Origin of the sequence: Arthrobacter sp. TMP15, assembly GCF_039529835.1 — a bacterium.
Classification (GTDB): domain Bacteria; phylum Actinomycetota; class Actinomycetes; order Actinomycetales; family Micrococcaceae; genus Specibacter.
In genome coordinates this window covers 3293411-3307310 of the sequence record NZ_CP154262.1, presented here as the reverse complement: position 1 = coordinate 3307310, position 13900 = coordinate 3293411, and the positions used below count along the sequence as shown (strand labels likewise).

Here is a 13900-nt window from a genome sequence, read left to right as displayed (position 1 = left end):
GACGGCGTCACTTGCCTTCTCAGCGTTGGCCCAAGCAGCCGCCGTGCGTAGGACCACGGCGGCTGCTTGGGGCGGCATTGCTTGGGGCGCGGCGGCTGCTTGGAGCGCGGCCAGCGCTCCTTGGGACTGTGCGCTTCTAGCCAGGGGTTGCTTCGCGTCGGGATTCCCAGTGCCGGAGCAACAACGCGATCAGCACCGCCACAATTATTCCCATCACAGTGAAAATGACACGCTCAATAGTCAACTCAAACCCGCGGTCCACATCCCCGAGGGAAGCGAAGATCAAAAGCATAGGCGTCAGAGCCAAGGCCTGCATGAGGTAAGCACCGCCCATGGAATACCAAACCAAGAAAAATAAGCACGCCACGGCCACAATGCCAGCTCCCCAAACAGGCAAGAAAACCACGGCAAGCAGCGCAATCACGGCTCCTAGAGCGGTTCCAATGAGACGCCCGTTGAGAGTCTCTCGGCGCTGGTTTGGCAACGGCCGCAAGGCCATCAGGACTGTGACAGCAATCCAGTAGCCGTGGGGAACGTTGTTAGCCAGGGTCCAAAACATGATCGCTGCGCACAACAAACCCACAGCGATGCCGTGCTCCCAAGCAACACGTTTCTCCACAGGAAGAGTTGGGGCCTGGAATTTCAGCAGCCTGGTGATGAAAGCGCCTACCAAACCACCAGCGAGAATCCACAGAATCGCTGACCACCAGCTGAGGTCGATGGGGCCAGGACCAAAAAGGATCACCATGACTGGGGTTAGGGAGAGTAGCCCAGCGGAGCGTTGGTTAGCGGCGGCAAATAAGATCGCGGAGACAAACATGAGTAGCGCAATGGCCCACGGCGTTGAACCTGCCAAGGATGCCAACCCGCCAAGCGCGGCACCCAGAGTTACCAGGACCACGGCTTGGCGCGGACGGCTTACGGGGGTGACAGCCATTCCCAGCCCCATGGCCAAGCCGAATCCCATACTGGCTGAGACCCCTGCCAGGATGCTTACCAGGGCGGAGGGAATCAGGATTGCAACTAAGAGCTTCAGCGTTGTGGGCAGGGTTCCCGGTTGTGGACGGCTAAAAATTACCATAACGGCGTTCCTGTAGGCGGTGTTTTGAGCTGGTCTGGTTGCTTTGCCTCACGCCTCCTGCCGGGCAGAATCGATTTCCTCGGCCCGTTCAGCGTTGGCTTCTTCCGTAAGGCGGGCGCCTTCCTCTGCATCACGGGTCAGGTTTTCACCCGTTTTGGGATCGAAGAGATGTAATCGGCGCGTGTCCAGCCACAGTTCCGCCGGGCGCCCGCCACGAATCTTACTGGCGGCATCAAGGGTCACCACCACTTGCGGACGTAGTTCGTCAGCGTCCATATCGCGTGCCAGGCTGTCAAGCATTTCCCTGACTTCTGGGGCCGGATCGAAATGAATGTAGCCATATTGTTCATTGCCCAACCACTCGGTGTGGGTTAGTTCGGCAGTGAAAGTTGAACCGTGATGTAGCTTGTGCTCCTCTACTAGTGAAGCGTCCTCGAAGAACTCGGGGCGCACCCCCACCAACAACACAGGCAAGTCCTTGCCTTTAGCTGCCTTCTCAGGAGAGATTTCAATTTCCCCGAGGGCAGTTTTTAGCATGTTCCCTTCGAGGCTGGCAGGCAGGAAGTTCATGGAAGGTGAGCCGATGAACCCGGCAACGAACAAGTTGATGGGCTGTTCATAGAGCTCGCGAGGAGAAGCTATCTGTTGCAGCTCACCCTTCTTCAGCACAGCAACCCTGTCACCGAGGGTCATGGCCTCGGTTTGATCGTGGGTGACATAAACCGAAGTTGTTGCCAACCGGCGCTGCATCTGAGAGATCTCAGAGCGCATTTGTCCACGTAACTTGGCATCCAAGTTGGACAGCGGCTCATCGAAGAGAAACGCATCCGCCTGCCGGACTATGGCCCTGCCCATGGCAACTCGCTGACGTTGACCACCGGAAAGGTTAGCTGGTTTACGCTGCAGGTGGTCGGTGAGCTCCAGCATTTTTGCTGCGTCGTTAACCAAGCGCTGAACGTCATCTTCGCTGTGCTTGTTTTTAGCCAAACGCAACGGGAACGCGATGTTCTCAAAAACTGTCAGGTGCGGGTACAGGGCATAGTTTTGAAAGACCATGGCCAGGTTGCGGTCTCGGGGAGCCTTGTCATTTGAGAGTTTCCCGTCAATGAGCAGTTCTCCGGAGGTGATGTCTTCCAGTCCCACGATCATGCGCAGGATGGTGGATTTTCCACAGCCGGAGGGACCCACCAAGATGACAAATTCGCCGTCGGCGATGTCGATGCTGACATCGTTCACTGCAGGAAAACCGTCCCCGTACTTTTTAACGATGTTGTTGAGGGTGATAGCTGCCATGCTCGCGATCCTATTCTGTGAGTAAGGGTATTCAGCCCTTGACGGCGCCCTGGGTCAAGCCTGAAACAATCTGGCGCTGGAAAAGCAGAACCAGCAGGACCACGGGAATGGTGACAATGATTGCTGCGGCGGAGATGGCACCGGTGGGCGCCTCAAATTGGGAGGCACCGGTGAAGAACGCCAGTGCTGCCGGCACTGTGCGCGCTGTTTCGGTGGAGGTGAGGGAAATGCCGTAAACAAAGTCATTCCAGGCGATGAAAAAAGCGATGATCGCCGTGGTGAAGACTCCGGGTGCGGCAAGCGGAACTATTGCTTTGCGGAAGGCCTGCCAGGTAGTGGCGCCGTCCACTTGGGCTGCCTGCTCCAGTTCCCAGGGGATCTGGCGGAAGAATGCGGCCAAGGTCCAGATGGAAATGGGAAGTGTAAGGGATAGATAAGGGATGATCAGCCCCAGCCAGGTGTCGTACAAGCCAATGTTGCGCCACAGGTTGAACAGCGGGGTGACGATGGAGATGACAGGGAAAATTGATACGGCAAGTGCGGTTGTCAGCACCACTTTTTTACCCGGAAAGTCCAGGCGGGCAATGGCGTAGGCGCATAGGGTGGCCAGCACCACGGCGATGAAGGTGGCAATGAGTGCGATGCCGATGGAGTTGCGCAACGCTGACAAGAATAGACCCTGGGCGTCGCCCACCAAGATCTGCTCGTAGTTCTCCAATGTCCCCGCGCCAGAGGACGGCAGGAACTTCCCTGAGGTGAGGTCGCTGGGTGCCTTGAAGGAGGTTGAAAGGATGGACGCTACCGGGAATAGCGCGTACAGCAGCACCAAGACGGTAATGACCGCCCAAATGACTTTTTGCTTTCCGCTTGTCATGATTTACCTCCCTGCGATCCGGCGAGATCCACTTTGAAGAGTTTGATGGCCACAAAACAAATGATCAGCACACACACGAACAGCAATACCGAGATAGCAGAACCGAGACCTATCTCCAGACGCGAAATAGAGGTGCGGTAGGCCAGCAGGGAGAGCACTTCGGTGCCGTGGGCGCCGTTGGTCATAATGAAGACGTTGTCAAAGATCCGGAAGGCATCCAGGGTTCGGAACAATACGGCCACCATGATGGCAGCCTTCATGTTAGGCACAATCACCTTGCGCATCCGTTCCCACCAGGTGGCGCCATCCACTTCTGCGGCTTCGGTAAGCTCACCGGGTACTTGGGCCAGCCCCGCCAGCAGGAGCAGGGAAATAAAGGGGGTGGTTTTCCAAATCTCCGATGCCATGATGACAAAGAGTGAGGGCCAGAACTCGGCGAACCAGTTCAAGTCCGTACTGATGCCAGGTATCCAACCAAACCAATGGTTGATGTAACCGGAGTTGATATCGAAGGCGTAGAACCAGGCGTAAGCGGAAACCACAGTGATGATGCCATAAGGGACCAAAATTGCTGTGCGCAGCAACCCTCGGAGGGACTTGATGGCCTTGTCCATCACCAACGCCAAAGCGAAGCCCAGAATCAGTTCAATAATGACTGTGACAATCGTGATGATGACTGTAACGCCTAAGTCTCGCCACCACACCGGATCTGACAGGACAGTGACGTAGTTGGCGAACCAGATGAACGCTTTGTCATCGGGTGCGGTCAACCGCAGGGAGAACAGCGAATCCCAGAACGCCTGAAGGATGGGGTAGAGGGTCACGGCCAGCATCACGATGAAGGCCGGACCGGCAAGATACCAGCCCAGTCTGCGTTCGGATTTGGCCCGGTCACTGAGATTGGCCCGGCGGCGCTGGCTTTTTACTGGGGCGCCAGCCCTGGACTCCTTGATTGAGGTGGTGCTCACAGCAGCCTGTCCCCTCTAAGTACGGCAAGGATGAAATCTTGCGATTCCTGCGGTGTGGTTTTGGGATCCACCGACGCCGGTGGTGTCCAACGCTGCTGCAGTCCGGTGGAGATCTCGTTGTAGAACGGGGTCTGCGGCCGGGGTGCGGCGAGCTTGAGTGATTCACGGATGGTGGTGGCCATCGGGAACTGCTTTTCTACCCGCGGATCATCGTAAGCGGTGGAATTTGAGGGAGGGTTTCCATTGGTCACAAAGTACGTGGCCTGATTCTTGGGTGAGGTGATGCACTCGATCGCCTTGTAAGCGAGTTCCTTGTTTTGAGAGTGGGAGCCAACTCCTAAGTTGATGCCACCCAGCGGAGGCGCGGTGTCCTTGTCCGTATCCACTCGTGGATATAAGGCCCAGCCAACGTCATCAAGGACGTCCTGTTTAACGCTTCCGGCTTTCACCGCCGCATTGGTGGCCGGCCAGACAAAGGGGTAATTGACCATGAACGAGCCCTTGTCCCCTTGAAAAAGGATCATGGAATCATTTTCCGTAGAGGTGGGAAGCCCGGGACCAGCCAGGTTCTTCTTACCTATAGCGCCGATGATGGTTGCAGCCTGCTCACCTGCCGGGGTGGTCAGGCCCAATTTGATCTCATCAGCTTTGGCTCCGGGGTTGAGCAGGATGTGCCCGCCCGCGGATTCGATTAAGGCGTTGATCCAAACGGTCATGGATTCAGCCTGAGCGCCTTGGACACCCAGATACTTTTTCTCCTCCCCTGCCGCCTTCATGAGCTGATCCCAGGTGACTGGCTTGGTCATATCCAGTCCGGCTGCTTTTGCAACGGACTTGCGGTACCAGAGAATTTGGGTGTTGGCCCAGAAAGGAACAGTGACAAGTTTTTTATCCCATGTGGCCCCTGCCAGGGCGCCATCGAGAACATTCTTGGAGGTCCGCTCAGCAACGTCCGCAGGGACTGGAGCCAGGAATCCGGGCTCAGCAAGTTCGGGAATGAACGGAGGGTCAATGCTCATGATGTCCAAGGAGGAATCGCCTGCTGCCAGACGACGGGCCAGCTGCTCGCGCTGTGCGGCTGCGTCCTTGGGGAGCAGAGAAGTTTCGATCTTGTAAGCGCCATTGGCGTCGGTGGTGCACACCGCAGCAAGGTCCGCTTGGCCGCCGTCGTCCGGGTTGATGTACCAGGTGAGGGTGGGGACGCCGTCGGAGGGGGCGCATCCGGGCAAGAGCATGGTGCCAACTGCCAGCGCCGTAATCCAGGCCAAAGATCGAAGCCTTCGCCGTTTCCCGCCTGCACGATTCATGGCGGCACTGGTCCTTGGCATATTTACGTTCCCTCCCAACGTAGCCACCAGCCGGGTCCCTTACGCAAAGGCCCGGCCAGCTGTGATCTCCACCATAGTCGCGAGGGGTGCCCTTGGCTATGGGCAATTTGGGTGGCTATTTTCAGTCTTCCCAATGAATGCTCGACGTCGGAACTTTCCTTGGGCGCGCGGGTCTTCTTGCGCTGGGCAAGGGTGAGTGGCAACAATGTGTCGTGTCTTGTTCGTTGGGCCAGTGCAAAATGACGAGTTGGGTATTGACTGGGCGACCGCCACGCGTCCGGGGTAAGCCGAACCGTGCATCGAGTGAGAATCCAGTTCAAATTATTTTCGCCACGTTCGGATCGCCAAAGTGCCGAAGAGGCCCATGGCCCCCAGTGGAAATAATGAGCTCCACGTAAGCCCGCTGGTACTGAGGGTATCTACCGCTAAGACAACACACGTTAGCGCGATGATGGCATACAACAAGGCCTCTCTGCGCTGCGATGCTCGCCGTGGCTTGTCGGAGACTTCAAGAATTTCTAAAGCGTAGACCTCAGGTGAACCGAATTCATCATAAGGATGAGAACATCCACTGTCATGCCAAAAATTCTGGGCTTCGGCAACTTGCTGCTGCGTTTCGATTCGCGAAAGCTGGTAGCGTCCGCGTAAAATTCCTGCGAGCTGATTGAACCATATTTCCGGTGCTTGATCGGAGAAAGTGGCCACGGGTGTCGGCGAATAAGATAGCGCTTCCGAGATGATCAGTGCCCCCAGCGAGACTAGAAACGGCAGAAGTGTTGGGAGCTGGAGTAAAGCTGTGTGGTCGGACACCGTGGCAGCGAGAACAGCGCAGGAAACCAGCCCCACAAGACCGGCCAGCCACCACGTCCAGCCCCAGCGCACGTGGCCGGCATAACGCTGCTGGAAGCCAAAGAGCGCACCTACCAAAGCCACTGTGCCACCCACAGTCAGGGATAACCCTGACGGTGTCAGAAGGAACGACCAACCGCTCACGATGAACAGCCCAATACTCAGGGATGCACCTGTCAGGCCGGTAGCCGTCAAGAGCACTTTCAATCCATCCCGAGCAGAAATTCCGTCGTTGCCAACTCCTGCGCGAATTTCAACGGGCACCCGCTCTCGACGAATTTGCTCGGCGAATGTCACAGGGGATCCGAAAAGTTCACCAGCTCTACAGCCAGATTCTTCGCTGGCTAGCTGAGCATCGTGGAGGGCTTCACTGGCCAACTCGGAAGAGATACTGGGCATTGAAGCCAAGGATTCCGCAAATTCCCGACCCCACTGTGCGTCTTCTGGGTTGGACCATTGTCTTTTTGAACTTAAGTTCATTGAGGTGCTCCAGTTCGAGAACTTTTCGGTTGGTCATCCGTATTTCTTTGGGGACCAGATTGCGGAATCAAAACATCCTTTATTCTCATCGCAAAAGGCTCCCAGTGGTGCTGGAAATCATTGAGTTGCTCGCCACCTGCTGCGGTTATTGTGTAGACCTTGCGTCCGGGCCCACCTTCGCCCTCCTGCCACTTCGACGTTAGGAGACCGTCGTGTTCAAGCCGAGCAAGAACGGGATACAAAGCGCCACCTTTGATCGGTCCAATCCCGCTCAATTGCAGCTGTTGCACCACGTAATACCCATGAGCACTTCCAGAAGACAAAATTGCTAACGCGCAAGTGGGTAGCACTCCGCGCAGCCACTCTTTCCATGCTCGAGGGGCAGGTGCTTCGGCGATCTTGATCGTGAGGTCCTACGCACCCTTCGAGGTTACCGCTCAACTCTGCACGGCGAATTGCTGCGAGCCACCCATACAGTGCAATCCAAGTACTTAATGTGTACCCGCCAAGGTTTCCTAGCTTGAATCCCTGTAGTGTCGTCTCCGCTGCGGCCGTTTAGGCGCTTTGGTTTGCTGTCTGCTTAGCGATCAACCCTTTAGGGAGTCCGTCTGTAGCTGAACGGTTGGGAAGGATGAGGGATAGACGATTCGTTGGGGCAGGAAGGGGTAGGAAGATCCCAGTCCTTTGAACAGCGCAAAAGGCGCTTCTTAGACTGGTGGAACAGTGTCTGAGCAACATCGTTTCCCGAGCCTAGAAGCACCCTTCGTCGCGTTAGCCGATTCTAGCGGCGCAGTTGCCGCAAAACCCTTAGTGAGTAAATTTGTGCTATTTCTTCTCTTCGAGTTTTAGTGCGATGCCAAGGGCAAAGAACGTTGGGGCCCAATGCCCAACGAAGATTCCCCAACGATCGGACTGTGCCTTGGAATGGTCTTTTTTCGCACGGCTGACCAACCAAGAGCTGAGGGATAGCACGATGGATGCAAAACCACCGGCGTAGGCATACTCACTCTTGATACCTGCATTGTGCAACATCTCGATCATGGGAACGCTCTCTTCGTGTAAAAAAATTACTTGGACAATCCGACTCTGCCACAAGAGACCCCAAAATTGAAGAGCCAAATATGAGGCACAGCAGGGCCAGCACAGAGAACTGGACCCGTAGCTTAGCCGTGATTTTGCATGATGATCTGGGTGTTGGCCCGGTAGCGGCTTGACTCGCTGTCGGTCTGGTTTCAGGGTTTTGGGCAAGCGGATGTGGCCTGCTGTCGCTGGTGTGTGTCGGGTTCCACGTCTTCCGATGGGGTCGTTCTGGGTGGTAGTAGGGGCCGGTTCCTGGGTTCTCAGGCTGGCAGGGGTAGTCGTTTTCGGCGTTGCTGAGAGAGTTCTTTGATGGCTTCCAGGAGTGTGGTGATCGTGCCAGTTTCGGGAGCCGTTTCAGGAATCAACAACCACGTTTTCCTTGCCCGGGTGATGAGTTTCCCCGCGGTAGCGAAGAGCCTGTAGCGCCACCGTTTCACGTCCCAGTCTTTGGCTGTGTGGCCCTTGGGCAACATGGCCAGCTGCAGCCACGAAACCAGATTCATCGCCAAGGTCGCAATGTTCGCCCAGGCCTGATTAGCATGAAAATTAAAGAACGGCAGCTTGCCCAGCCCCATGTTCTTCAATGTCTTGATTCGGTTCTCACACCGACCCCTGGAACGATGGCGAACATCGAGGGTGGGTCCGTGCCAGCGTGGTGAATTCGTCAAAAATGCTGTCACCTGCGTGCCCGTCCTGATCCAACAGTGTTGCCTGCGCACCGGGGTGCAGGGGTTCGGCACGCAGGTATAGGTTCGTACCTTCCGGGTAGTCCGTGAGTCCGAGGACATCGGTGGCGTTCACGACCCACGCGTCCGTGCGGGCCTTGGCCACCGGCACCGGGACCAAACACTGAACTGCACACCCAATGACTGCAGGTAATGCAGGAATTTCCTCGAGGCGCCGGCGCTATCGGTACGGACCAGGATTTTCTCTCCCCTCAGCTTGCCTTCCTGGTCGTAGAAGGCGTCCGGGAGTTACCCAATCGCGGAGGTGAAGATCTTGATGTGGTCTTCAGCGCTGTTGGCACCGGCATTGCCCGGGCGCAGCAACGTAGCCAGAACTTCACCACCGCCGTAGCGGGCACCGTAGTCGATGCTGGCAACGAAGGGCGCGAAACCATACCCGCCCTTATACGTACCGACCGCTTGTTCCTTGTCACTATGGGAGGTCACGAGGGTGGCATCGAGATCGATGATCAGAGGGTTCAAAGCCGTCGCGCTCAGGGCCGGGTTGCGGTCTCCGGCTGCTTCCCACACCCGTGACCGCAACTCACGAGCCATCGTGGCGAAGCCATAGGCGAAGACGTCCGGGGCTGCAGCGGCTTGATGGAAGAACCGTGACATCGTCGCGTTCGAAGCAACTTTCCCAAACACGCCGGCACTGCTGCGCAGTAGGTCTAGATCACTGACATGCTCCCCGCCACCGGCGAGCATCACCGCGACCGAAGCCATGATCCCTCCGGGACGGTGACGGGCACCGGTAGGAACGAACTGGCCCAAACGCTCCTCACGCAAACCCCGGAACCCCAGCGCGTCTACGAACGATGTCACCACACTCAAACCGGCATGGGACACAAGAGCTTGGCCGGTAGCGGCAACGGGAAGGACAGGGAAAACTGGGCTATTCTTAAACACCGAAAGGGTGCTCCCTTGCAACGAGAAAATGATGGCTTAGACACCTCTATTTTCCCAGCACAGAGCACCCTTTCACCTCTCTAACACGCCGCCACGGCCCCACCTTCATGAAAACTCCGGGCTAGGAATTCAAAGTTATAGGGGTCTTTGGCGATTTGTTGGGCCAACTCGGAGTCCGGAGAGATGAGTTGGCTTGCAAAGTTTGATGGTGCGGCCCCGGAGCGTTCGAGGGTTTTATTCATGATCATGTTCATGAGGACATTGCGGGACCAGCCATGTTCGACAGCTGCCGCGGCATACCAATCGCGTGCTTCGGGGGAGAGTTTCTTGTCCAAGAGTACGGTGATGTGACCCCATGGCAATTTTCCAACAGGCTGTTGGACAATTGGTTTCTGCCAGGCCGCTGCGAACCCGCGCATGTAAAACAGGTTGGATCGAGAGAGACCCTTCATGTCAGGGAATTCTGCGCGGAGGTCTGTCGCGAGCTGGCCGATGACGCCACTGCACCATCCCTGGTGGTCTTGGCGGATGAGGATCTCGTGACCGATGGACCAATACAAACTGATCAACTGCGAATTGACGGTCCGACGGGCTTGAATCTGTGCTGAGCGTGCCCGTTCTTTGAGGGAATCGAGGAAACTGCCGTAATCGTCGGGAATGGCAAGATCTCCGGTAATCTTCATGGATTCATCCTATCGTCCCGGTGGCTGGGAAGACTTTCTCGTCACCCCCGTCTACATCGAGCCTTACGCGCTCCGGGAGTCTGATTCGGAGTGCGGTGCGTTCACCCGGGTGGATTTCAGTACATTGTGGCAGCGATCTACTGTCCATCCAGGTGTACTCCAGCGAACAGTTCCAAGTATTTACGAGACTACGTCAATCAAGGCTCCCCTTGACTGCCATGGGACATAAGCGAAGGAAGACCCCACCAGTGGTTGTGCCTATAGCGCTGGTGATTGGCTATGTGTGTTACTCGACTCTGGGTACATTAGCGATACTGGTTGACTCGGTGGTACTTGGTTGACCAGCCTTTTGCAGTGCGTTTTGGAACAATTCGATGTCAATGCGTGCATGCTCTGCGCCGAGGTCTGAGGCTCGTCCTGCATTTTGATTGCATATAGCGGCAACCAGCTGTTCATGATCCGCTAATGCACGTAGCTCCATTTCACGCATACCTTCAATGGCGCCCCATAGGTGCGCGGGGGCTGTCAGGCTGATGGTGGATGCCAGTTGTAGGAGTACTTTCCCCAGTGTGTCATTGTGTGCTGCTTGTGCAATAGCCCGGTGGAGTTTTTCATCTGCCTTTTGGGAGGCATGCCCGCTGTCTGCCTGTCTGTAGGCCTCCAAGCAGGAATGTAATTTTCTGATGTCGTTCTCTGTCCTATTTTCTGCCGCAGCTCGTGCAATGGCGCCATGAAGGAACCTGACGGCTTCAAGTCCATCGATCAGTTCCTCCCAACGCGCGGTCAGCGTTCGGTTTACTGAGTCCTTGGAGGTGGCGGTCCATTGCTCCTTCACAAAGGATCCGCCTCCACGTCCACGGATCTTTTCGAGTAGACCGTGATCAACCAGGCGCGCTAATGCTGCTCGTACCGTGACGCGTCCAACCTGCAGGGACGTTGCTAGCTCACGTTCCGACGGTAATGAACTTCCTGGAAGGTATTCGCCAACGGCAATGGCCGTAATTAGCCGATCAGTGACCCCGTCGACCATACTCTGGCGGTTTTTCAGCGGTGACGCCAGACCAGAGATGGGCTCCGATGTCTCCGGGGAATCAAACAGCGGCTGTGCATTCATGGGCTTCTGGCCTTCGTGTCAATATAAAGGTCTTGTAATGGAACCATTTATGGTTCATGATATCTCCTATGGGTCAAATATGGCCTACATCACATAGGCGAAGGATGCTTCATGTCACAGGTTACAACCCGGACGATTCCATTCAGAAGCTACGAAACTTGGGTACGGATCACGACCCCCGATGTGCCTGTTGAAGGTGCTCTTCCGTTGATTGTCCTCCATGGGGGACCGGGGATGGCGCACGATTACGTTCGTTCCATTGCCGAGCTTGCCGAGACCGGAAGAACGGTAATACTTTACGACCAACTTGGCTGCGGTAATAGTACGCACCTGCCCGATGCACCCACTGACTTCTGGACACCACAACTGTTCGTGGACGAGTTCGTGAATTTGGTTCAGGAGTTGCAAATATCTTCATTCCATCTCCTTGGCCAGTCCTGGGGTGGGATGTTGGGCGCCGAAATTGCTGTTCGGCAACCTGATGGGCTTACAAGCCTGGCCATCTGTAATTCCCCGGCATCAATGGAGCTGTGGGCCCAGGCTGCCAGCGGCCTACGATCTGAACTACCGCTAGAGGTCCAACAGACACTGATACAGCACGAAGAGGCCGGGACTACCCAAAAACCTGAATACCTCGCAGCTGTAGAGGAATTCTATCGTCGCCACGTTTGCCGTCTTGACCCAGTGCCGCAAGATTTTAGGGACAGCGAAAAGCAGATGGAAGCCGACCCCACGGTTTATTACACCATGAACGGGCCCAATGAGTTCCACGTCATTGGCACGCTGCGTAGATGGAGCATCATCGACCAGCTCGCTGATATCCAAGTCCCAACCCTAGTGTTCGCAGGAGAGCACGACGAGGCGACCGCGGCAACATGGCAACCCTATGCCGACCGGATCAAGGATTCACGTGTCTACGTCTTCCCGGATACCAGCCATTGCGTCCACCTTGAAGATCCGGAAGGTTTCCGCGCTGTGATTGGTGACTTCCTGTCTGAACACGACAAAGCAACGTCTGCCTAAAAAGCTATTGCCCATCCCATCCACGATCTTTCGCAATGAAAGTGAGCATTGACTGATGTCGACATCCCAAGACTCGTCGGAGCTAAGTCCCCAGCAACAGCTTGAGGCTTACGGTTACAAACAAGAACTCAAACGTTCGCTCTCCACCACTGACCTACTGATCTACGGCCTGATATTCATGGTGCCGATCGCGCCTTGGGCCATCTTTGGTGTCGTTTACAACGCATCAGGGGGCATGGTGCCACTGGTGTACCTTATTGGCCTGATCGCCATGATTTTTACGGCGTTGGCCTACCAGCAGATGGCCAAAACAATACCCTTGGCGGGCTCCGTCTTCTCATATGTCGGCAGGGGGATTCATCCAAACGCCGGCTTCTTCGCAGGCTGGGCTATCCTTCTTGACTACCTTCTGGTGCCCACACTGTTGTACGTGTTCGCCGCGGAGTCAATGGTGGGACTTTTTCCTGACTCACCTCGATGGCTATGGGCGCTAATCTTTGTCGCCATCAACATGGGCATCAACCTCATGGGCGTCAGCTCCATGAAACTCATCAACCGTGCGTTCCTGGCGATGGAGCTAGTCTTTGTTGTCGCTTTCGTGATCATCGCGGTGAAGGCTTTGAACAACGAGACCATCCCGGGTGCAGTATTCAGTACGGCTCCAATCTGGGATGCCAGCATGGTGACCGGCCCTTTGATTGCCTCGGCTTTATCCATTGCCGTTCTGAGTTTCTTAGGTTTCGATGGCATTGCCACTCTTTCAGAAGAAGCAACCGGCGGGCGCAAAGCTACTGGTCGGGCCATGGTGATGGCATTGTTCATCGTGGCGATTCTTTTCATTATTCAGACGTGGCTTGCTAGCTCGTTGGCTGGGGGACTAGACGCATTTGATCCGGAAACCGAGGGCAATGCGTTCTTCACCATTGTCCAAGCAGCCGCCAGCACAGGCTGGATGAACGCCTTCTTTGTCGTCAACGTCCTAGCAGTGGGTATTGCTAATGCGATGGCAGCGCAAGCTGCGACATCACGCTTGCTGTACTCCATGAGTCGTGACGGGCAATTGCCCCGATTCCTCCACACGTTGAACCATCGTCAAGTACCAAGAAATGCCATCGTTCTGGTTTCAGTTCTATCGGCCGTCTTAGTAGTGTTTTTCGTTGGTCAACTTGACTTGATCTCCTCGCTGGTCAATTTTGGTGCTCTCTTCGGGTTCATGATGCTGCACGTTTCAGTAGTTGTGTACTTCATGGGAAAAAAGAAATCTAAGAACTTTCTCATGCACTTAGTTGTGCCGATCATTGGTTTCTTGATCATCGGATACGTCTTGTGGAATGCGAATGTTGAGGCAAAGGTTGGCGGTATCGTCTGGCTTGCTGTGGGTGCCTTGGTGTTTACCTACTACCGTGTCACTGGACGCAAAACAGACATATCAGATGAAAGCGACCCGGCAGTGGTGGAGATGCCCGCTATGGGCGAAAAGGGAGGGCTTTAGA

12 protein-coding genes and 1 pseudogene are annotated in these 13900 nt (G+C 55.7%); 2 read left to right on the top strand and 11 right to left on the bottom strand.

Annotation, left to right across the window (positions count from 1 at the left end; translation table 11 throughout):
- Positions 1–136 precede the first annotated feature (136 nt).
- The 11 genes and pseudogenes from AAFM46_RS14925 to AAFM46_RS14875 all read right to left on the bottom strand — a co-directional run bounded on the left by AAFM46_RS14925 (position 137) and on the right by AAFM46_RS14875 (position 11384).
- Positions 137–1081, bottom strand: a complete 945-nt coding sequence (locus AAFM46_RS14925; protein WP_343318612.1) for an FUSC family protein — start codon at positions 1079–1081, stop codon at positions 137–139.
- A 48-nt stretch (positions 1082–1129) separates the two neighbouring features.
- Positions 1130–2374 (bottom strand): sn-glycerol-3-phosphate ABC transporter ATP-binding protein UgpC, encoded by a 1245-nt coding sequence (ugpC, locus tag AAFM46_RS14920; protein ID WP_283529268.1) that lies wholly within the window; start codon positions 2372–2374, stop codon positions 1130–1132.
- A gap of 31 nt (positions 2375–2405) precedes the next feature.
- Positions 2406–3248 carry a carbohydrate ABC transporter permease gene (locus AAFM46_RS14915; RefSeq protein ID WP_283529270.1) on the bottom strand — a complete coding sequence of 281 codons (843 nt, stop codon included), beginning with the start codon at positions 3246–3248 and terminating at the stop codon, positions 2406–2408.
- Positions 3245–4216: a sugar ABC transporter permease gene (locus tag AAFM46_RS14910; protein ID WP_343318609.1), complete on the bottom strand. Its 972-nt coding sequence runs from the start codon at positions 4214–4216 to the stop codon at positions 3245–3247. Before AAFM46_RS14910 ends, AAFM46_RS14915 begins: the two co-directional genes overlap by 4 nt.
- Entirely contained in the window at positions 4213–5451 is a 1239-nt protein-coding gene (locus AAFM46_RS14905) for an extracellular solute-binding protein (RefSeq protein WP_343320462.1), read from the bottom strand. The genes AAFM46_RS14910 and AAFM46_RS14905 overlap by 4 nt, the downstream gene beginning before the upstream one ends.
- 414 nt (positions 5452–5865) lie before the next feature.
- Complete coding sequence (locus tag AAFM46_RS14900) at positions 5866–6873, bottom strand: hypothetical protein (RefSeq protein WP_343318608.1); 1008 nt, start codon at positions 6871–6873, stop codon at positions 5866–5868.
- Positions 6870–7223, bottom strand: a complete 354-nt coding sequence (locus tag AAFM46_RS14895) for a PadR family transcriptional regulator (protein WP_343318607.1) — start codon at positions 7221–7223, stop codon at positions 6870–6872. Before AAFM46_RS14895 ends, AAFM46_RS14900 begins: the two co-directional genes overlap by 4 nt.
- Before the next feature lie 475 nt (positions 7224–7698).
- The gene (locus AAFM46_RS14890; RefSeq protein WP_283529279.1) at positions 7699–7914 is read right to left on the bottom strand and encodes a hypothetical protein; all 216 of its coding nucleotides are present in this window, start codon (positions 7912–7914) and stop codon (positions 7699–7701) included.
- A gap of 299 nt (positions 7915–8213) precedes the next feature.
- Positions 8214–9587: pseudogene (locus AAFM46_RS14885) on the bottom strand (IS1380 family transposase).
- Between the two features lie 80 nt (positions 9588–9667).
- Positions 9668–10270 carry a DUF1016 N-terminal domain-containing protein gene (locus tag AAFM46_RS14880; protein WP_343318606.1) on the bottom strand — a complete coding sequence of 201 codons (603 nt, stop codon included), beginning with the start codon at positions 10268–10270 and terminating at the stop codon, positions 9668–9670.
- A gap of 286 nt (positions 10271–10556) precedes the next feature.
- Positions 10557–11384 (bottom strand): GntR family transcriptional regulator, encoded by an 828-nt coding sequence (locus AAFM46_RS14875; RefSeq protein ID WP_343318604.1) that lies wholly within the window; start codon positions 11382–11384, stop codon positions 10557–10559.
- Between the two features lie 111 nt (positions 11385–11495).
- Here AAFM46_RS14875 and AAFM46_RS14870 point away from each other — a divergent pair, with 111 nt between their 5' ends.
- Together AAFM46_RS14870 and AAFM46_RS14865 are read left to right on the top strand one after the other, a co-directional pair.
- The gene (locus AAFM46_RS14870; protein ID WP_283527060.1) at positions 11496–12407 is read left to right on the top strand and encodes a proline iminopeptidase-family hydrolase; all 912 of its coding nucleotides are present in this window, start codon (positions 11496–11498) and stop codon (positions 12405–12407) included.
- Positions 12408–12462: 55 nt separating this feature from the next.
- A complete protein-coding gene (locus AAFM46_RS14865) occupies positions 12463–13899 on the top strand; it encodes an APC family permease (protein WP_283527058.1) in 1437 nt (478 codons plus the stop codon).
- Position 13900: the final 1 nt, after the last annotated feature.

Excerpts from the sequence above, each read along its gene's own strand:
- AAFM46_RS14925 (WP_343318612.1), bottom strand. The coding sequence starts at position 1,081 with ATGGTAATTTTTAGCCGTCCACAACCGGGAACCCTGCCCACAACGCTG.
- ugpC (WP_283529268.1), bottom strand. The coding sequence starts at position 2,374 with ATGGCAGCTATCACCCTCAACAACATCGTTAAAAAGTACGGGGACGGT.
- AAFM46_RS14915 (WP_283529270.1), bottom strand. The coding sequence starts at position 3,248 with ATGACAAGCGGAAAGCAAAAAGTCATTTGGGCGGTCATTACCGTCTTG.
- AAFM46_RS14905 (WP_343320462.1), bottom strand. The coding sequence starts at position 5,451 with ATGCTCTTGCCCGGATGCGCCCCCTCCGACGGCGTCCCCACCCTCACC.
- AAFM46_RS14900 (WP_343318608.1), bottom strand. The coding sequence starts at position 6,873 with ATGAACTTAAGTTCAAAAAGACAATGGTCCAACCCAGAAGACGCACAG.
- AAFM46_RS14890 (WP_283529279.1), bottom strand. The coding sequence starts at position 7,914 with ATGATCGAGATGTTGCACAATGCAGGTATCAAGAGTGAGTATGCCTAC.
- AAFM46_RS14880 (WP_343318606.1), bottom strand. The coding sequence starts at position 10,270 with ATGAAGATTACCGGAGATCTTGCCATTCCCGACGATTACGGCAGTTTC.
- AAFM46_RS14875 (WP_343318604.1), bottom strand. The coding sequence starts at position 11,384 with ATGAATGCACAGCCGCTGTTTGATTCCCCGGAGACATCGGAGCCCATC.
- AAFM46_RS14870 (WP_283527060.1), top strand. The coding sequence starts at position 11,496 with ATGTCACAGGTTACAACCCGGACGATTCCATTCAGAAGCTACGAAACT.
- AAFM46_RS14865 (WP_283527058.1), top strand. The coding sequence starts at position 12,463 with ATGTCGACATCCCAAGACTCGTCGGAGCTAAGTCCCCAGCAACAGCTT.